Genomic DNA, 19,890 nt, shown 5'->3' with positions numbered 1-19,890 from the left:
GACGAAACTGCTTCTGAACGAGTTTGCATTTACTTAGTCAAGGGTTCCCAAGGTGCGCCACATGGGAGTCTTGCAGCCTGTGTCAAGCCGGGATCTGAAAAGCCACTTCGCAGACGCGGCGACATTTTGAAAGATCAAATTGATTATCGGTACGTACGCTTGATTCCATATCCAGCCAATATGGTGTATCTGGCGCGATAGCAAGTACCTGCAAAACATCCTTGATCGACGCTGGGCCAATACCGCCAGAGAAACCGCAAAAAGGGTGAGCGTGTTGAAGCGGTGGCCATGTTGCGGGTTTGACGCCATTTCCAAAAGACACATCGTATAGCCAGTCTGCCCGGCCATCATTCGGAAATACTCCCTGAGACTGCAATGCGGGGCGCACGCCGTTGCGCACGCCAAACAAATAACAGTTCTGTATTTCCTGTTCGCTGCTGCCGGCGCGGCCATGGTTAATCTGCACACGGGAATATCCCGAGAAATCAAAGTCAGGATCTCTGCCTTCAGCAATCGCCTGTGCCAGCTCGCCGCAAACATGCGCGGAGAGTCGCAGACCGCTGCGCTGCATTGCCTGACGGGCTTTGTGATCTGGAAACAGCGGGATCCCTTCCCTTGCGGTATCAATAAGTATGCCCCACTCAACTGGATATTGCCTGGAGAGTGCTTGCATCCCGGGTATCAGGTCGATGCTGTCTGCGCCTGTAAATGTAATAAAAACCGGAGGTGAGATGGAGGTAGGCATAACAGGAAGTATTGGTTGATGATCTTTATATGGTACGTACCAATATAATTTTTGTCAAACTAATTGAATAAGAAGGAAATCATTGATAATTGATTTGATTGTTAATGATTTATTTAAGATTGCAAATTAAAATCCACATTTGTTCTTTATTCGTATTGATTAGTGGTACATACCAATGATATATTTTGATCTGCAGAAAAGCATGAAATCCACCGCAGAGTACTGGCAGGCGTGTCAGGTAAATCAGGATTGATAAAGTAGAAACTGATTGATCGCATATGGAATAATAATGAGTGATACGAATTAGTCGTGCTGGGCCGTAACATCGTGAATCAAGGCGAGGAGAGTCAGATGCTGGAAAAAATGGGATTACCATCGCTTCGTCGATGGGATATGTTGGCTTTTGGTGATCCCAATGTCGACCTGGTTTTTGCGGTTGATCATGCACCCAGTGCTGACCAGAAGGTATTGGGCCGCCGGCTTGGACAATTTGCAGGTGGAACAGTAGCGAATGTGGCCTGTGCGGCAAGCAACCTGGGTTTGAAGACGCAGGTCTATGGTCGTGTTGGTGATGATAGTGCGGGAGTATTGCTGACGCGTGAATTTTCTCGCTTCGGAGTCGGGCTTGAGCAGCTGAAAAAGATTCCGGATACAGCCTCCTCAATGGCGATTATCATGGTGGAGAGCAGTGGTGAAAAGGCCCTCATCTATTCACCGATGCAAGGGACTGTGTCACTTGGGTCGTCTTTCCTTCAAGCACTGACCCAAAGCCGTTTATTGTATGCCATGCCTTACGACATGGAAGAATTTACCGTTGTCCACAGCCTGGCACGCGAGGCCGGGGTCATCGTCGCCATTGATGTCGAGGCAGTAATGATTGCTGACTTGGCACATATGCGCAGGCTCATGGGGATGTGCGACATCGTATTCATGAATGAGGCGACCTACCTGAACATTTTCAATGAAGCACCGCAGTTGAAGGCAATGCAAGAGCGACTTCATTCCAGGCAGCAGATACTGGTAGTCACGCGAGGTTCTCACGGCGCAATGGCGGTTAGTGGCGATGTCGCGGTTGAGGTGGCCGCATTTCATACAAAGGTGATTGACAGTACTGGCGCTGGGGATTGTTTTAATGGGGCATTTCTGGTTGCGCTGTTTGATGGCTTGTCACTGGCAACAGCTTTGCGATTTGCTTGCGCTGCAGGCAGCTTTGCGCTGGAGGCGATAGGGGCGCGTTCTGCTTTGCCTACCAGGGCTCAGGTGGAGGCCAGACTCATGTTGTAATCCGGCGTGGTTTTTTAGTGCCCCTGCATGTCTGGTTGCAGGGGACCCGCTTACCCGTTACTCCATTTGTTGATCCGTGTCTTGTAGCGATACGATGGCACATACTTCATTTCACAATATTCTATGGGTTCGCGCCTGTCGGACAACATGACACGTTCACACACCAGCAGAGGTGTGCCAGGTCCGACGCCCAGCAATAGCGCATCATCTGCAGAGGCGGCAATGGCGCCGACGCTCTCAAGGCTTTCTGACGGCTCAATGGAAAACTTGTCGATCAGCAGGCGATACAGCGAACCGGCCCGTTCAAGCTCTTTACGTTCCAGCCGCGCACCTTGCGGAAGATGCAGATAAGAGTCCTGCAAGCCTACAATCGCGTCATCCATCAGACGCAAACGTCTGATGCGTAGCAAGGGCACATGGGCTTCCACATGCAGAAGGCTGGCGATAGCCATATTGGCTGCCACGTTTTCCATGGACAGGATTTTCTGGCCAGGTGAGCCGCCGCGTTTGAGAGTGTCTTCCGAAAAACTATCTAAAAAACGGGACATCTGGCGTACTGCCGCAGGTGCCGCAAAAGTGCCTCGTCCGTGATCACTATACAAGACACCGCGTTCTTCCAATAGACGGATAGCCTTTCTGACGGTATCACGGCTGACTTTAAAACTGATGGCAAGATCTCTTTCTGCAGGTAAGGGTTCATTGGGCGCAATTTTCCCGGTCTCCATATGCAGTTGCAAAGTTTCGGCCAATTGTCGATACAGAGGGGCCGACGATTTTTCGACCGGATTCTGGTTGGGCGGGATGGTATCGCTACTTTGTCTCTTGGTGCGCATAGTCTGGTCTATTCCTTTAAAAACGGGCTTCCTGCCTGGGCGCAATTGCCTTCGTGCTTATATTCGCTGCGGCATTGCATGTCAATGAATGTGCTTGAGCTTGCTGAAGTCTGGTCGCATCAGTTGTATGCAAGGTGCATACCAATTCTTACATATTCTAGCGTTGATTAACATATTTTCTATGGGATAAGCACGATTTTCGTGCATTGGATCGTACCAACCATGAAATTTCTTCGCAGGATGCAAATGTTCAGGCGTCTTGCATTGAAAATCGATCATTCTGGTGCAAAAATGATGCCTTACTATTTACAAGGTACGTACCAATATAAAATATTTATAATAAATAAAAAAGGCTTTTTTTAATAGCCATTTCCAAATGAAACGTTATAAACCATTAAATGTATGGGTTAAAAGGCGAAATGAAGAAAAATAAAAAGAATTTTTAATTTTCTATTGATTAGTGGTACATACCAATATAAAATAAATTCAACGGTTATCCATTGTTCTTCTTTCCGTCGAAATTCAGATGCAAATCAAGTCAGCTTAAGAATCGAAAACTTCACATGTCAATCGGGGGGTATCATGTATCGTAGGATAGGAATGTTTGCGGCAGGTACGGTGGTGGCGTTTCAGTGGGGTGGTGCAGCCAATGCGCAAGAAGCTGCTGCGCCAGCGGAGAGTCCCGTCACTGTTGTCGAGGTCACAGGAAAAGTGCTGGGTAAGGGAGAAGCCAGGGCCAATAGCGTCATCGATAAAGAAACGATACAGCAGCAACCTGCTGGTCTTGATCCGCTCAAATTGCTGACCAGGGTGCCAGGTTTGCAAGTAGGGTCTAGCGATGCGTTGACAGGCAGTTTTTCAATGCGACTGTCCATGCGCGGACTGAATAAAGAGCAGATCGGCATATCGATCGATGGCATTCCCAATGGTTCCACCTTGTCGAATGGCGGAACCATGCCGAACCGACTGATGGATACGGCAAATATTTCACGGGTGGATGTTTCTCAGACTGCTGGTGATCTTGGTACGCCTTCCAATCAGGCCCTGGGTGGATATATCGATTTCAGAACGCGTGATCCAGGCAAGGAGCGTGGCGGTGATGCCGAGATATCAATCGGTGATTATGGCTATCAAAGAGCGTTTGTCCGTTACGACACTGGCCGGTTTGATAATGGCATCAGCGCCTATGGCGACTTTTCGCATGAATTTGTAAGGACCTGGCCGGGAGATCAGTCTGGCCGCAGCAAGCGCGATCATGCTGATGTCCGTATTCTGAAAGACCTGGGCAATGGCTCCAGTGTGCGCGCCACGGTCAGCTATAACAAAATGGCTGACAATGATTATGATGCAGTCGCATTGCGTGCCGTCAGCGCGCCGTTTTATAAGTCTAACTTCGAAACCAATTCTGGCACGGATGGATTGACTGATCGCTGGACCGGCAATCCGGCAATCGATCAAAATTACCGTGGGACACGCGGGATTGCGAGTACCGAAGTATTTTCCCATATTGACTGGATACAAAAGCTGGGTGAGGCAAGCAAGCTCACAATCAAGCCCTATTTCCATCATCAGGAGGGCGACGGGTGGTTCTATGTCCCCTATAAACAGAGGCCGACCAATGGTAGCGTCTACAGCGCCGTGGCACCTGGCGGTTCGCCCGTGTCTACCGTGCAGGAATGTTATGCGAATCAATATCAGACCTCTGCATCGGGTGGCTTGATCCCGACATCCAGTGCGGTGCTGACTGCCGATGCCAGCGCTTTACTCCTGGCTGGTGCTTGCCCTGCGGCGGCTAAATATGCCATGAACCCAGTCAGTCAATGGGGCGCGCGTGAGGCGACCACACGGCGCGGTGGCTATGAAACGGATAGAAAAGGCACGCTGGCTGAATTGGCCACCAACCTGGATAGTGGTCACTCGCTCAGGGTAGGTGGCTGGTATGAGCACATCAGCCGTGCAAAGACACGCAACTGGTATCAGACGACAGACCCGACCGTCAGTTCGGCTTACTCCGACAGCTATTTATATTCGATCACGCAGGATCGTCACTACAATTCCAATGCAGGGATGATGTACGCGCAAGACAAGATGAGTTTGCTGGATGATCGTTTCGAGCTGGATGTCGGTGCGACTTACCAGCGCTTCAGTGAAACGTACAGCTCGCCTGTTGAATTTAATGGTGAACGCCAGTTGTCGGTTTCTTCAGGTATCTTGCCGAAAATTGCCGCGCTATACAGGATTAATGACGATTGGGAATTCTTTGTCAGTGGTTCAAAAAACTTCAGCGCAATTCCAGATAGTGTTTTTGAAGGCACGGCAGCAATTGATGCGAAGAATGGTATCAAACCAGAAACTTCGATTAATAAGGATGCCGGTATTCGCTGGCTGAAAGGCCCCTACGGGCTGGGCATGACAGTCTATGCGATTGATTATCGTGACCGCATTTCCATCCAGAATGGTAATCCTAACGGAGACATTTTTTCTCGCGATGCAAAAACAACGTTCCAGAACCTGGGTGGCATTAGCTCACGTGGTGTTGAACTGACTGCGCGTGCCAGTTTTGAACACCTGGAACTGTATGCCAATTATGCATTCAATGACGCACACTATGTGGAAGATACACTGGCGGAAGGCATCAAGGCTGGTGATCCTGTGCTGGGCGCGGCGCGGCACAATGCCTTCGCAGAAGTTACATGGAAATCATCTGCCGGATGGCGTTTGACTGCCAATGCCAAGTATGTCGGCAAAGCAGCTGGCACTTACAATGTAGTAGCAAATACGGTAGTCAAAGGCGGTCCTGACTTTTATCCCAGAGAGTATATGCCCAATTACACCCTGATTGGACTGTCTGGCAGCTACCGCCTGAATGGAAGTTTTTTAGGTGCCTTCACCAAGACAGAGCTTGCTTTTAACATCGACAATTTGTTTAACAAACAATATCTAGCCGGTGTGGGTTCTGAATTGACGACGTCGAATCCTTTGACATCGGGACGCTATTTTCTGGGTAGTCCGAGAACGCTGTTTGTAACGATGCGTACCCATTTCTGATTTTCTGGTCTGAGTTTTTAACTTCCGATACTGCACAGAACTTTGATCGTTGAGAAGGAGTGGGGAAATGTCACGCCGTCGGCTGCTGATTTTATTGGCAATATGTAACTGTGCCATCGCCGATGAAATCAGTTGGCTGCATACTGACTTGCCGCCCGCCAATATAAGCAGCGTCGATAGTCAGGCCGGAGGATATGTTGATGTCGTGGAAGCCCTGATTCGCGGCGACATGCCAAATCTTGTACATAAGACGGAGTTGGTTCCCCCGGCGCGGATGAATATGCTGATGAAGGCAGGTGGTCCGTATTGCGCTTTGACAGTGAGCGACGATGGAAAAGGGGCAGACTATATGCGTTATACGTCCCCTCTGGGATGGATACGTAACGGTGGCTTGATCGTGCATGCTGGCTTTCTTCAGCAGATCAGCAAGTTGATCAATAAACTGGGGTATCTGGACCTGCTGCAATTTGCCAAAGAGTACAAATTGCGGATTGGGGTCGTGAGGGGGCGGAGTTATGGGACAGATATTGACCGTTCCTTGCAAATGATTGCGTCTTTCAACCAGCCGGAGATGGCTGGCAGTTTTGAAGTATTGATGCGTATGCTGAATGCTGGCAGGGTAGATGTTGTGCTCGGTTATGAAGAAGAATTGACTTACTTCAAGACCTTCGATAATCATGTTTTCATCCCTGTTACGCCAGCAAGTCTGTTGTTGCCAGTTGTGATTGCTTGCAGTAAGGCGGCCTCAGCGAACGAGGCATTTAAGGCTGTTTCGTCAGCTCAACGTAATGCGAAACTCTCTACCGCTTTTCAGCAGGAATATGAGCGCTGGTTGAATCCTGCGTATTTGACTGAATATCGCAGATCTGTCCTGGAGTTGGCGGCGCATCGCCAAAAAGCACCATGAAATGTTGTATGAATGTACGATACAAAAATCACAGGCATATGGAAGGATTCCGGCAATGCGGATAGTGAAAGAATTCTTTTTTCAGCTAGCATGCTTCGCTGCAATTCTGGCATTGCTCTACCTGATCCTTGCTGTGACGGCGCGTACTGATATCCGCAAGCCAGGCAATGCGCAATTGCGGGTTGCCTTGTTCATCAACGGAACACTGGGGGATAAATCCTTCTTCGATTCTGCGGCGCATGGCATGGACCAGGCCAGGAAAACATTGCCCGTATTTGCCAAGGTCATTGAAGGTGGCGCTGACCCTACGCGCTGGGAAGCCGCGCTGACGGATCTGGCCGACAGCGGTGAATATGACTTGATTATTACCGGCACATTTGCCATGGTGCCCTATGTACAAAAGCTCGCCGAAGATTTTCCGGATAGTCACTTCATGGTATTTGATGCCGCTGTAGATTACAAGAAGTGCCATTGCAAAAATGTGTACTCCATGCTTTTCAGACAGAACGAAGGCGCCTATCTTGCTGGTTTTCTCGCTGAAAAGCTGATGCAGAATGGTTTGCCGGATGTCGCTCCAGGAAGTGGCCTGGGAGTGATAGGTGGCATGCAAATTTCTGTCATAGAAGATTTTTTCACCGGGTTTCGGGCAGGAGCAAAAACCGCATCGCCAGACGCGCAGATTTTGAGTCAGTTCGCCAATTCTTTTTCTGACCCCGCCGCGGGAAAGGATATCGCCAAAGCACAATATGCCCGGGGTGTGGGGCTTATTTTTCACGCAGCAGGTGCAACCGGGCAGGGTGTCAATGAGGCTGCGGCTGAGGCGCGTCGCTATGCGATAGGGGTGGATATTGATCAATATGCCTTGTACCGCGTTTCTAACCCGCAAAGGGCAGCACGAATAGTGACGTCCGTCATCAAGAATGTGGATGTCGGTATTTTACGTGCGGTACAGCAGCAACTGGCAGGCAGCCTGGCATATGGACAGACGGAATCGCTAGGTCTGGCCGAAGGCGGTGTGCGTCTGGTACGCGATTCTGACGTCATGGCGAAGGTGCCTGCGGAAGTGCTGAAAAGTCTCAATGATGCAGAACGTGCAGTCATTGAAAAACGTGTCCAGGTTCCTGGTGTTTTTACACAAATGCCCTTTGCGAGCGGCGACGCATCCGTAAAGCGCAAGCCCTGATGCCATAGAGCAGACCATGCAAACTGATTACCCTGACAACAAGCTGCCTTACATCCTGGAGCTGACCGGCGTATCGAAGCAATACGCTAACGGTATTCTGGCCAATGACAGAGTCAGTTTTGGTATCCGGCACGGCGATATCCATGCGATTGTCGGCGAAAACGGTGCCGGAAAATCTACGTTGATGAAACTGATTTATGGCCTTGAACAGCCAGATACCGGGGATATCCTGTTCGAAGGCAGGCATTTGCAATTCCGTACACCACGCGATGCGATCGCTGCTGGGATCGGTTTGGTTCCACAACATCTTAAATTGGTGCCATCGTTTTCAGTGGCGAGAAATATCGTGTTGGGTCGTGAACCCATGCGTGGTCTGCTGCTTGACGATGACAGGGCGATTGCCGATGTGCATGCAGTCTCGGCCAGGTTCGGGCTGGAGGTTGACCCTTTGGCGATAGTGGCAGACCTGTCGCTGGGTGAGCAACAGAAGGTAGAGATACTGAAAGCTTTGTACCGTGGTGCCCGCCTGCTGCTGCTGGACGAACCATCCGCAGTGCTGACACCGCAAGAGGCAGGTGCGCTGTTCACCGCACTGCGCAAGCTGGTTGAGCTGGGTCTGACGGTCGTGATCATCACCCACAAGCTCTCAGAAGTACGCGAGGTGTCGGATCGCTATACCGTACTACGTGGCGGAAAAATCGTGGGCCAGGGCGATGCCAGAACCGTCAGTGAAGTTGAACTGACGGAGTTGATCGTAGGCGGGGCATTGAAGCCGTTGCAGATTCAACGAAGCCACAAAGATGCACTATTTGATCCGCTGGTAAGCGTACGCAATCTCAGTGTGGTTCGTGATGACGGGCGACATGCCTTGCAGAAGATATCGTTCGATATCGCGCCGGGAGAAATACTTGGTATCGCCGGAATTGAAGGCAATGGCCAATCCTTCCTGGCCGAGGTTCTGTGCGGATTACGTCGGCCTTCTGAAGGACATGCCACCATAGACGGGCAAGTTTATACAGGGCAGGGTGTGCGTATAGCGCGTTTGCACAGGGTCGCCAATATACCGGAAGACCGGCTGCATGATGGTATTGCCGCAGACATGAGCATTGCAGAAAATGTCATGGCGGTTGATTACCATAAACGGCCTTTTTCCAGATTCGGGAGCCTGAACAGGGCGAACATCCGGGATTTCGCCAGTCAACTCATTCATTACTACGGTGTCGTCGCCGGGTCGGCAGAAACCATCATTGGCGCCCTGTCAGGCGGCAATATGCAGAAGCTGGTTTTTGCCCGGGAAGTCGCCACCAAACCCTTGTTTTTGATCGCCTGCCAGCCCACGCGTGGAGTCGACATTGGTGCCAGTGAAATGCTCAGGAAGTACCTGATCGAATTGCGCGATCAGGGGGCATCCATATTATTGATCTCTGCTGAACTGGATGAAATCCTTGCGCTCTCCGACCGCATTGCGGTGCTGGCACAGGGCCAGATCGTCGGTCAATTTACCGGAGGTCAGGTAAGCGCAAATGAATTGGGACTGTACATGACAGGAGCGAAGCGCCAGTCAGGAGCCGACACCGGTTTGGGCGTGACGCAGGGTGTTGAAAATGTTGAGAGGCTGGCATGAAAGACATAGAGAGAGCTAATACCTCATCCCCGCTAGCGCTGCATGCCGATCTGGTCTGGCGGCAGCGTCTACGCTTGTTTTTCGCCGTGTTCTGCGCTTTGCTGATTGGCTTCGTGGTGACAGCCACGGTCAGCAAGGAACCCGTTCGCGCCTACCTGACCATGCTTACCGGGCCGTTGCCTGAAATCCGCTGGAGCGATCTGCATGGGTGGCAATTACGGCGCATGGTGCGTTTTGGTTCCGTCATCGAAGATACCATTACGCTGACTTTTCTCGGTCTTGCCGTTGCCATTCCATTCCGGGCGCGCCAGTTTTCACTGGGCGCAGATGGACAATTGTTTTTGTCGGCACTGGCTGCTGCTGCGGTCAGTCTTTATCTGGGCGATGGATTCCCTTTTCTTTTGCCCATCGTTTTTGTGGCAGCTATTCTGACCGGCTTCACCTGGGGCCTGGTCCCCGGCGTATTGAAGGCGCGTTACCAGGTCAACGAGATTGTGAGCACGCTCATGCTCAATCTGATCGCCGTGCAATTGTATCGCCTGATCATTTCTGAATGCATGCGTGACCCCGGGGCCGGTTTTCTGGTGACGCCAGTGTTGCCTTCTTCTGCCATTTTTTCAGGTCTGATCACGCATACCAATGTCAGCACCATGTTGTACCTGCTGCCTTTTGTCGTGTTCGCAGCCTGGTATTTGTTGATGCGTACAACGACAGGTTATGAGATACGTACCGTTGGTTCTGCCCCGGCTTTTGCCCGCCGGGTGGGCATGCCGGTAACGCGCTCCATCATGCTTTCCATGGCGTTCGGCGGTGCGTTCGCTGCATTCGCAGGCCTGCACATCAGCAACGGCCTGCTAAAGCGGCTACCGGTTGAATTGTCGCCGGGGCTGGGCTTTGATGGATTGGTAGTGTCTTTACTGGCGCGCAATGACCCCAAGGCGATTCCAATGGCAGCATTTTTCTATGCCTATCTGCGAACAGGGGCCCAGGCGATGGAACGTACGACCGATGTGTCACGCGAAGTGGTGCAGATCGTCCAGGCCCTGATTATTCTGTTCGTTGTTGCCGAACACCTGATCCCTGCAGGCTTTTCTGCCAGGCTGAGACTATCCTGGAATTCCTTTTTGCAAAAATTCAATTACATCCGTCGTTTGAAGGGCCAGAAATGATGAGCTTTGATGCGATTGCACTGGCGACATTTGCCGCCACCATGGTGGTGGCTATCATGCGGGCGTCAACACCCATCGTGTTTGCCGCACTGGGTGGCTTGATTTCTGACCTGGCTGGCAGTATCAACGTGGCACTGGAAGGCATCATGCTGGTCGCCGCATTTTTTGGCGTCATCGTATCGGTTTATTGCCAGACATGGTTGCCAGGATTGTCGCCCTGGATCTACCCCTGGGCAGGCGCCATTGCTGGCATCCTGGCTGCCCTGCTTCTTACTGGCGTGCTGGCGGTGTTCCATCTTGAATTGAAAGCCGACCTGATCGTTGCCGGTATCGCCATCAATATTCTCGCGGCGGGGCTGACCGTGTTTTTGCTGGTATCGATAGTCGGTGACAAAGGCTCGACAGCCAGCCTGAACAGCCCGAGCCTGCCACTCATCCAGATTCCTGGCCTGGCTGACTATCCGCCGCTGGATGTATTGCTTAACGGAGACGGCGGACATGGCCACCATGTTTTGTTGTATCTGGCATTTGTCAGTGTCGCCCTGGTTCGTTTGTTTTTAGGGCGTACCAAGTATGGTACCTGGCTGCGTGCGGTAGGAGAAAACCCTGATGCGGCTCTTATTGCAGGTATACCGGTGAAGCGTGTCCAGTACCTGGGCTTTTTCCTCAGTGGTTTTCTGGCTAGCCTGGGTGGTATTTACTTGAGCATGGGTTATCTGTCCCTGTTCCAGTCAGACATGGTTGCAGGTCGTGGTTTCCTGGCTTTGGCTGCGATTTTCCTGGGCCGCAGGTCTGCATCTGGAACCTTCATCGCTGCTTGTGTATTTGGCGCATCGTCGGTACTGGCGACGCAATTGGGAATGTTCAAAATTCCTACCCAGTTGGTGTACATGATACCGCCAGTCATTACGGTCATCGTACTTGTTTTCGCTGGCATGCGTCAGAGAAAACTGTCTATCTCTTAAGAGGATCATTAAAATGAAGGAGCAATTTTTGAACGAGCTTATATTCCAGGACAGGATTCTGGCTTCGCTGTTATTGGCAGGTATGGGTGATGCTTTGGGTGCGCCGACTGAACAGTGGTCCATAGAAGAGATTTTTAAAAAATATGACGGTCTTGTGCTTGATTTTGATACTCCGCCAGAAGATACATTTGCGGGAGCGAATGCCGGAAAGCGCGGAGAAGTGACTGATGACGCCAGCCAGATGTATTATCTGGCGCGTGCAATGATAGCGGCTGACGGGGCGCTGGATCAAGCCGGCTGGGTTACCTGTCTGCTGGACTGGGCAAGCAACAGCCCCAAGGCCAGTTTCATGGGGCCAAGTACTGCAGGAATAGTAAAAGCGCTGCAGGAGGGAAGCGACACTGCGATGGTTGGGGTTATCGGAACTTCCCGCCGCAAGATGACCTCTGTGGGTACTACCAATGGGGCGGCAATGCGGGTTGCACCGGCAGGCTTGATATACCCTGGAAATCTCGATGCGGCATGCCGTCAGGCCCTGATTACCTGCTTGCCGTCTCATGACACAAATGTTGCTATTTCTGCTGCCTGTTCCGTTGCTGCTGCAGTATCACAAGCCCTGGTGTCAAACAATCTCCAAGATGTGATCAACGGCGCGATAGAGGGAGCACATATTGGTGAGCAACTTGCCAGTGAACATGCCCGAATGGTCGCTGGCCCGCAATATTTAGCACGACTTGAATTAGCCTTAAGCATCGCCGCAGAGGCGACTAATGATTATTCTTTCCTGACCAGAATGGAGCGCATGGTTGGCAATTCAGTGCTGGCGGCAGAGTCGGTCCCGGCTGCTCTGGGTGTCGTTGCTTATGCCAGAGGCGATGCCATGCGCACCATCGCATTGAGCGCATCCATAGGCAATGATACCGATTCCATCGCCACCATGGCCGGGTCTATCGTTGGTGCGCTGGTAGGCACCGCGAAGCTGCCGCAAAATCTGATTCAGGAATTCAAGCAGGCGAATAAGGCCGATTTTGATCTTGACAAGCTGGCCCTGTCTTTGGCTGCGATTGCTGGTCGCAATCATGGATAGAAGTATTGTTGCCAATAACTCTGGACAATGAGCATCATGAAAAAAATCATTATCGACTGCGACCCAGGCATTGACGATGCGCTGGCGCTGCTGTTGGCGGCTTCCAGCGATAAGCTGGAGCTCCTTGCCGTAACCACGGTTACAGGCAATCGACCGGTAGCGATTACCGCAAGGAATGCACGCAGGATACTGGATGCCGCCGGGAAAATGCAGGTACCAGTGTACGCTGGTGCGGCCCTGCCGCTGGGCTATGCAGAAGCCCGTTGTAATCTGGTGCATGGTGAAGATGGCCTGGGTGGAGTTGGGTTTGGGGCCGACAGGTCAGTCCAGACTGGTCATGCAGCAACCCGCCTGATTGAATTGCTGCTGGAACATGAAGAGGGGAGCATAACGCTGGTAGCGATAGGCCCACTGACCAATCTGGCACTGGCAGAACGTCTGTCGCCCGGCATTTTAAAGCGGGCAAGGCAGTTACTCATCATGGGTGGTGCGCTGCGATGTCCTGGCAACGTAACGCCTGCAGCGGAGTTCAATTTCTATGCAGATCCGGTAGCCGCAGAAATTGTCATCACGGCGGAAGCCAGTATTGTACTTTTTCCTCTGGATGTGACACATCAGGTGGTGATGTCGCCAGAATGGATACAGTCGTTTTCAACTATTGACACGCATTGTGGCCGACTGGCTGCCGACATGCTGGAAGCCTACGCGAAACTCGACCCACTGCTCCACGATGCCTGTCCGGTTGCGTATTTATTCGACAGCAGCTTGTTTGAAGGAGAACCATGTGCAGTGACGGTAGATTGTCGGCACGGCCCTACCGAGGGTTATGCCATGTCCTGGTTTGGCTCACAGATTGAAGGGCGCAGGGAAAATGTGCAGGCAATTACCAAAGTGCATGATGTAGCCTTGCTGACGCTGGTGCGTTCTTCCATTAACATGCTTTCTTGATGTCATTGAGAGACTGTGCAAATTTTCAGGTATTTTTGGCGAATTTTTTTGGACGGACTATAGCTATGACATCTCCAATTCAAAGCATCAGATTTTTGGTGACACTGTGCACGGTTGTGCTGATCTCTGCTTGCGCTACCGGCAGCAGCATAGACAAAACAACGGACAAGGCCGCTAAGCCGGCGGTGGAAAACACAGCGCAGCATACTGTTGGCAGTCTTCGTTTCATTGGTGAACAGCGCATTCCTTTAAAAGCCATTTATGGCGATACAGTGGTCGGTGGGCTTTCTGGCATCGACTACGATCCGCGTACTGAAACGTGGATTCTGGAAAGTGATGACAGGTCAGAATATAGTCCGGCGCGTTTTTATACTGCCACACTGAATTATGACCAGGATGCTTTTACCTCAGTGACACTGACAGGCGTGAATTTTTTTAAACAAGCCAACGGCAAACACTATCCGGATATCAAGCTGTTTGAAAAAGAAGGCGGTGAGGTGGCAGATATAGAATCGATACGCTTCGATCCCCTGGATGGCAGTATCTGGTACGCAAGTGAAGGCAGCCGTAAATTGGGGCTCAATCCATTTATCAAGCAGGCAAATAGGGATGGTAGCTATCTCTCCACTTTACCCACACCAGCGATGTTTAATGTGTCACCCAATGAAGAAACCGGGTCACGGAATAATTTAAGTTTTGAAGGTTTGAGTTTTTCCCAGGACGGTAAATATCTATGGCTGGGCATGGAAACAGCCATCTATCAGGATGGACCGGTGGCCAGCGTCGATAAAGGAGCAGTCAGCCGCATCACTCGCTTTGACCGCAAGGGTAAAGTGTTTGAACAATATGCCTACCCACTTGATCCGGTTCAAGCGGTGGCCGCATCCGGCAGATTCAGTGATAACGGTTTGTCTGAAATACTGGCGATCAATGAGCATCAACTGCTAGTACTTGAACGTTCCGGTGTTCAGGACGCAACAGGCGTTTTCAAATTTTATATTCGCCTGTATGAGATGGATATTGACGGGGCAACAGGTATACAGGATATTGCTTCGCTAAAGACTGCAAATTATGTACCGGCCAGGAAAAGGCTGGTCTTGAATTTGAATGAAGCTGGCTTGCCAAAAATCGACAATATAGAAGGAATCGCATGGGGACGTAAATTGCCCAACGGGCATGACACCATCGTGCTTGTATCGGATGATAATTTCGATCAGACCCAGGTTACGCAACTGCTGGTCTTTGAGGTACTACCTAAATAACAGACTACCTCAATCAGGCTCTTCAAAAGCATTAAAGACTGATTGAGGACACAGCTTATTGGAACTAGTTGGCAACATCATCCATGCATGCTAAAAGCGGTGCCGCGCTGTCTTGTTTTTAACTCACATGGTGTTCAGCGAAACTCAGTGCACCAGTCAGATCACCCGGTGGCAAAGCACCCCGCTCAATAAACGCAGCGTTACGCACTTTAATGCCTTCCAGCAGCGGTAAGCCGTGCAGGCGGGTAATGAAACGCATTATTGATGTCGTATCGTAGAAGCTATGATCGACATTCCCTTTCTTCGCATACGGGGAAGCAATAATCGCAGGAATGCGTGATCCTGGTCCCCAGCGATCGCCTTTGGGCGGTGTCACATGATCCCACCAGCCACCATTTTCATCGAAGGTAATGACGACCAGCATGTTTTTCCACTGAGGGCTTTTCTTCAAATGCTCGAGTACATTGGCGACATGCTGATCACCAGATTCAACATCAGAATAACCCGCATGCATGTTGAGATTACCCTGCGGTTTATAAAACGCGACGGCAGGTAATTTCCCTGCAATAACGTCTGCTAGAAACTTGTTGGAAATGGGGCTGTCACCCAAGCCGCCATCACGTAAATGTTCCTTGCGTGCCGGGGTGCCCGGCGCGAATTGCCTGAAATAATTGAGCGGTTGATGGTGATACTGGAAATTGGGTTTTTCACCGCCGCCCTTGTATTCCAGGGCGACTTGCCAGGCACCACCATACCAGGCCCAACTGACACCTTTACGTGACAGCAAATCCCCAATGGTGTCATAGCTTTGTGGTGGCAAAGTGCTGGGATCTTGGGGATCAGCCAATGTGGTATCTCCACCAGGAGCTGGCTTGATGTAACTGGGCTGGTAGGGTGGGGCCATGGTATTGACTGCATAGCCGTCAGGGGTAATGGCGCCGTCGCTGACGAATTTCGGCTTGCCGTCCATTGCTGACGGCGGACAATCCTTGTCTATCGCCAGTTTCACTCCAGTTGGGCCATCTTCAGTGAGGGCTATTTTTTTCTTCGCCGGGGTATTTGGTGCATCAAAATATTCGGGAGTTCTGCCAGAGATCAGGAACTGATGGTTCAAGTATGAGCCACCAAATGCTGCCATGAAGAAGTTATCGCACAGTGTATACTGCTGTGCGATTTTCCATAAATCGAGATTCTTTTGTGTTTCTCCGTAGTGGCCCATTGTCAGTCCACCTGAATCTGCCCAGGCGACAAAGCGGTCATTTTTCCCGCCGTTGATCTGCATCTGGTTTTGATAGAACAGATGCCACAAATCCCGTGTGATCACTGATTCAGGAAGAGGCAAGCCCTCTGCGTCCTTCAAGGCAAATGGCGCATTTGGCAGATCAGTGATCTTGTCCTCCGCAATAACATAGTTTTTACCGCCCAGGTTTTGTGCACGTGGCACCATTCCACCCCATACTTTGGGTAAAGTGCTCAAGACAGAACCATCCCTGTCTTTTTGTGTAAAAACAGAAGCCGGAACATCGGACAAAGGCTGGCTGACGCCAGGGAAGTTGCCGAACAGATTATTGAAGCTGCGGTTTTCCAGATAAATCACGACCACATTTTTAATATGCGCTTTAAGTTTGGTGTCCAGAGAACCTGTCACGACTTTATCCATTTTGTGCGTAGCAGCTTCTCCCACGACAGGCAGGCTCCCCACAACGCCTGCAATAGCTGCACCTTGTAGTAAACGGCGACGAGTTGGATCGGTCGGGAAATCTGAATCTTCCCTATGAGTGGTCAAAGACTTATCTGACATAATGGATACTGGATTGGAATGGTGGGCTCAGGCTCGAAGTGCAATTCTGTATTAATACGATTGTAGCTGAGCCAAAAATATTTCGTGCGATGATTTTGTATCCTAATGTCCCAGTCAGATGCGCAAAGTCTCGCCGACGTATAACGGTCGGGTCATCTCAATCAGATCCAGAGAAAAAACAGTTTGGATTTAGCAGGATCGCATGACGCTTGCACATGAAAAACGACTTTGGTATCTCCCAGAGAATTGCTATAGCCGGACGCAAAGACTTCGTGACATTAGCCAAAAAGTTCTTCGACAAAATCTCTTGGTGGCTTCATTATTGAGCGATGATCGATCAATTAATATAAGGAAGCGTATGAGACGAATAAACGCTCCAGCTTTTCACCGTACTCCACCCAGAACTTGTCGTCGATCTTCAGCGATGTCTGGACGTTGACGGGGTGTGTCGGTAAATTGCGATAAGCGTCGGTAGAATATCTCTTCATGACATCCAGGCGTGACACACCGTACGGTATCAATTTTGGAAGATTGCCTTGTACCTCAGATGTATTGATATAAGAGAGAAAATGATGGGCAGTTTCCTGGTTTTTTCCACCTTTCATGATGACGTACCAGTCCATCATGGCCAGGTTATTGACCCATTGTATGGCTAGATTGTCGGCACCCTTTTGCTGTGCCGCTGCAATGCGGCCGTTATAGGCAGAAGCCATGGAAATTTCCTTATTCATTAACAAATCGACTGGTTTAGTGCCAGCTTCCCACCAAATGATGCTCAGTTTGATTTGATCCAGTTTGTTGAAAGCTCTGGCCTGGCCAACTGGGGTAGCCAATATTTTGTATACGTCATGTGGCGCAACACCATCTGCAAGTAAGGCGATTTCCAATGTGGTTTTTGCAGTTTTACGCAATGCTCTTTTGCCAGGGAATTTTTTCAGGTTAAAGAAATCTGCCCACGATTTGGGTTCTGTCTGAAACCTGGATTTGTCGTAACTGAGTACAATGCTGTAGAAGATAGCGCCGACACCATCATCGGCAACAGCTTGCGGAATGTACTTTTCCTTACCTCCCAGGTTTTGCCAGTTTAATTTCTGGAACATGCCGGCACGCGAACCTAAAATAAAATCTTCACCTTCCACCTGGACAACATCCCAATCGTGAGTGCCAAGTTGAGAGCGCATGCTTAACTTGCCGATTCCACCATCCCAATTTTTGTCTGTCACCTTAGTTGCCGTTGCCTTAGTATAGGGCACCAGAAAGGCTTCGCGTTGTGCAGCTTGTAAAGCGCCGCCAAAAGAAACGAAGCTAAGTTCTGCGCTTTGCACAGAGAATGATGTGCTGCAAATAAGCAGAGTAGCTAACATCTTTTTTGGAGAAGTTTTCTTTGTTTTCAATTTCAAGCCTTTTTCAAGAATCATGGCATGTTGAAAGAAAATAGAATTGTGCCGTGGTCATGATGTATGTAAATATTAACAATCATGCGGTCCGACCCGATCAGGCCAGACCGCGCAATACGTTAAAACTTATGGCGAATGCCAAGGTTGAATGCCTTGTCACCAGAGCCGCTTTCGATGGCATTTCCAACCGTATAGCCAGCACCGTTTTTGTTATTGATACGTGCGTAGGCCGTATAGATGTTGGTGCGTTTCGACAGTGGGTAGCTATAGCCAATGGCTATCTGACTGGCATCTTTGTCTGCAGCGCTCTTGTCATCCTTGTGGATATAAGATGCCATCAGGGTGCCGTCACCGAGTGGTGCGGATACACCTATCAGTGCATCGGTATTCTTGGTGCTTCCAGGGCCAGAGTTGCTGTCATAGACCAGATGCAGTTTGACAGGGCCGAAGTTGTAAGCGCCACCCAGCAAAGTCGTTTTTGCACTGTCCGATGCAATTGCATCATTGGTGTTGTGATGTACCAGTGTGATCAGGATTGGTCCCTGTTCATAAGTCAGGGATGCACCAATTTGACGGTTGGCGGAAGTGTTGCCTGCCACTTCACCGAAGCCGTATGCCAGCGTGCCGGTAAAGCCGTCCATTCCCGGCGTGTTGTAGATGACAGAGTTGGTCATGCGCGCATTGCCGCTGGTCGGGTAGTAGGCAAACAGGTTGGTCGACGCGCCAGCCAGCCCGGTACCGAACGGATCGACGCTATCCAGGGAGAGGAACAAAGGTGTGTATTGACGGCCTGCGGAAACGCTACCAAAGCCGCCCTTCAGACCGACCAGTGCCTGACGTCCGAACAGGGTATTACCTTGATTGCTGCCGCCGGTATCCATCGCTATGCCAGTTTCCAGCACGAAGTTAACTGACAGGCCGTTACCGAGGTCCTCGATACCTTTGAATCCCAAACGGGAACCTGCCTCGACACCACTCGACAGTTTGGCGACTGAACCACCCGCACCCCCACTCTCTGCGACTAAACCCAAATCTGCAACACCATAGACTGTCACTGAACTTTGCGCATATGCAGCTCCCGAAAACGCACCTATCAGTCCCAGTGCAATCGCCATTTTTTTCATGAAATTTCCCTCAATTTTGTAAAATTACATTTAATGATTTTCGTTCAATCGCATCATGCAAAATGATTGACGACAGTTTTTATATTCGAAATTCCGACATGTACCTGAGAGAAAACGATCAGTTGGGACAGTGTGGATTCATTGAAACGATTTTCTCTTTTGCATCGTTTCCTTCCTTGGTAAGGCGATAATTTCGAAGAACATGGTAAGACGGCGACAGACTTAGCCTGTAGAGCCACTTCAGATTATTTGATGGAGCCATGACGAAAAGGAGACACAGATCGCAGCAGCAGCTTGATGCAGCAGCGTGTCTGCAAGTGCCGCAAAAGCAGGAGGCACAGGTTAGCGATTTGTGCCGGGTCACATGCGCATTCGGTGTTGTTGATTTGGGATAAAGAAATGTCGACGAGCACATTCAAATGCGCTGCGGTTTGATGATGGAATTCGTTACTGCAAAAGGTGTTTTACCAGCAGTGAAAACCTGTTTCTACTGCTGGTAAAAATTCAGTCTCT

Annotated in this window: 15 protein-coding genes; 10 read left to right on the top strand and 5 right to left on the bottom strand. The window is 50.3% G+C overall.

The window, feature by feature from the left end:
- Positions 1-82: 82 nt before the first annotated feature.
- The gene (locus ACO0LD_RS08460) at positions 83-673 is read right to left on the bottom strand and encodes a hypothetical protein (protein ID WP_423005655.1); all 591 of its coding nucleotides are present in this window, start codon (positions 671-673) and stop codon (positions 83-85) included.
- Positions 674-1,096: 423 nt separating this feature from the next.
- On the opposite strand from ACO0LD_RS08460, the gene ACO0LD_RS08455 reads away from it, so the two are divergent.
- The gene (locus ACO0LD_RS08455; protein ID WP_423005653.1) at positions 1,097-2,029 is read left to right on the top strand and encodes a carbohydrate kinase family protein; all 933 of its coding nucleotides are present in this window, start codon (positions 1,097-1,099) and stop codon (positions 2,027-2,029) included.
- 50 nt (positions 2,030-2,079) lie between these two features.
- Here the strand turns inward: ACO0LD_RS08455 and ACO0LD_RS08450 are convergent, their stop codons facing one another.
- Complete coding sequence (locus tag ACO0LD_RS08450; protein WP_423005651.1) at positions 2,080-2,862, bottom strand: GntR family transcriptional regulator; 783 nt, start codon at positions 2,860-2,862, stop codon at positions 2,080-2,082.
- Positions 2,863-3,462: 600 nt separating this feature from the next.
- Between ACO0LD_RS08450 and ACO0LD_RS08445 the strand changes: the two genes are divergently transcribed.
- From ACO0LD_RS08445 to ACO0LD_RS08405, 9 genes are all read left to right on the top strand, one after another.
- Complete coding sequence (locus ACO0LD_RS08445; RefSeq protein WP_423005649.1) at positions 3,463-5,910, top strand: TonB-dependent receptor; 2,448 nt, start codon at positions 3,463-3,465, stop codon at positions 5,908-5,910.
- A gap of 67 nt (positions 5,911-5,977) precedes the next feature.
- On the top strand, positions 5,978-6,817 hold the full coding sequence (locus ACO0LD_RS08440; RefSeq protein WP_423005647.1) for a hypothetical protein: 840 nt from the start codon (positions 5,978-5,980) through the stop codon (positions 6,815-6,817).
- A 55-nt stretch (positions 6,818-6,872) separates the two neighbouring features.
- On the top strand, positions 6,873-8,000 hold the full coding sequence (locus ACO0LD_RS08435) for a BMP family lipoprotein (protein WP_423005645.1): 1,128 nt from the start codon (positions 6,873-6,875) through the stop codon (positions 7,998-8,000).
- A gap of 16 nt (positions 8,001-8,016) precedes the next feature.
- Positions 8,017-9,624, top strand: coding sequence for an ABC transporter ATP-binding protein (locus tag ACO0LD_RS08430; protein ID WP_423005643.1), 1,608 nt, complete (start codon positions 8,017-8,019; stop codon positions 9,622-9,624).
- A complete protein-coding gene (locus tag ACO0LD_RS08425; RefSeq protein WP_423005641.1) occupies positions 9,621-10,793 on the top strand; it encodes an ABC transporter permease in 1,173 nt (390 codons plus the stop codon). Before ACO0LD_RS08430 ends, ACO0LD_RS08425 begins: the two co-directional genes overlap by 4 nt.
- A complete protein-coding gene (locus ACO0LD_RS08420) occupies positions 10,790-11,758 on the top strand; it encodes an ABC transporter permease (protein WP_423005639.1) in 969 nt (322 codons plus the stop codon). Before ACO0LD_RS08425 ends, ACO0LD_RS08420 begins: the two co-directional genes overlap by 4 nt.
- 28 nt (positions 11,759-11,786) lie before the next feature.
- Positions 11,787-12,845: an ADP-ribosylglycohydrolase family protein gene (locus ACO0LD_RS08415; RefSeq protein ID WP_423005637.1), complete on the top strand. Its 1,059-nt coding sequence runs from the start codon at positions 11,787-11,789 to the stop codon at positions 12,843-12,845.
- Between the two features lie 36 nt (positions 12,846-12,881).
- Positions 12,882-13,793 (top strand): nucleoside hydrolase, encoded by a 912-nt coding sequence (locus ACO0LD_RS08410; protein ID WP_423005635.1) that lies wholly within the window; start codon positions 12,882-12,884, stop codon positions 13,791-13,793.
- Between the two features lie 65 nt (positions 13,794-13,858).
- The gene (locus ACO0LD_RS08405) at positions 13,859-15,055 is read left to right on the top strand and encodes an esterase-like activity of phytase family protein (protein WP_423005633.1); all 1,197 of its coding nucleotides are present in this window, start codon (positions 13,859-13,861) and stop codon (positions 15,053-15,055) included.
- 118 nt (positions 15,056-15,173) lie between these two features.
- Here the strand turns inward: ACO0LD_RS08405 and ACO0LD_RS08400 are convergent, their stop codons facing one another.
- The 3 genes from ACO0LD_RS08400 to ACO0LD_RS08390 all read right to left on the bottom strand — a co-directional run bounded on the left by ACO0LD_RS08400 (position 15,174) and on the right by ACO0LD_RS08390 (position 19,377).
- Positions 15,174-16,841, bottom strand: coding sequence for an acid phosphatase (locus tag ACO0LD_RS08400; RefSeq protein ID WP_423005631.1), 1,668 nt, complete (start codon positions 16,839-16,841; stop codon positions 15,174-15,176).
- Between the two features lie 356 nt (positions 16,842-17,197).
- Positions 17,198-18,220 carry an extracellular solute-binding protein gene (locus ACO0LD_RS08395; protein WP_423005629.1) on the bottom strand — a complete coding sequence of 341 codons (1,023 nt, stop codon included), beginning with the start codon at positions 18,218-18,220 and terminating at the stop codon, positions 17,198-17,200.
- A 152-nt stretch (positions 18,221-18,372) separates the two neighbouring features.
- On the bottom strand, positions 18,373-19,377 hold the full coding sequence (locus tag ACO0LD_RS08390; RefSeq protein ID WP_423005627.1) for a porin: 1,005 nt from the start codon (positions 19,375-19,377) through the stop codon (positions 18,373-18,375).
- Between the last annotated feature and the right edge of the window lie 513 nt (positions 19,378-19,890).

The organism is Undibacterium sp. Ji83W (assembly GCF_049340385.1).
Classification (GTDB): domain Bacteria; phylum Pseudomonadota; class Gammaproteobacteria; order Burkholderiales; family Burkholderiaceae_D; genus Undibacterium.
This window is presented reverse-complemented; position numbering and strand designations above follow the sequence as displayed.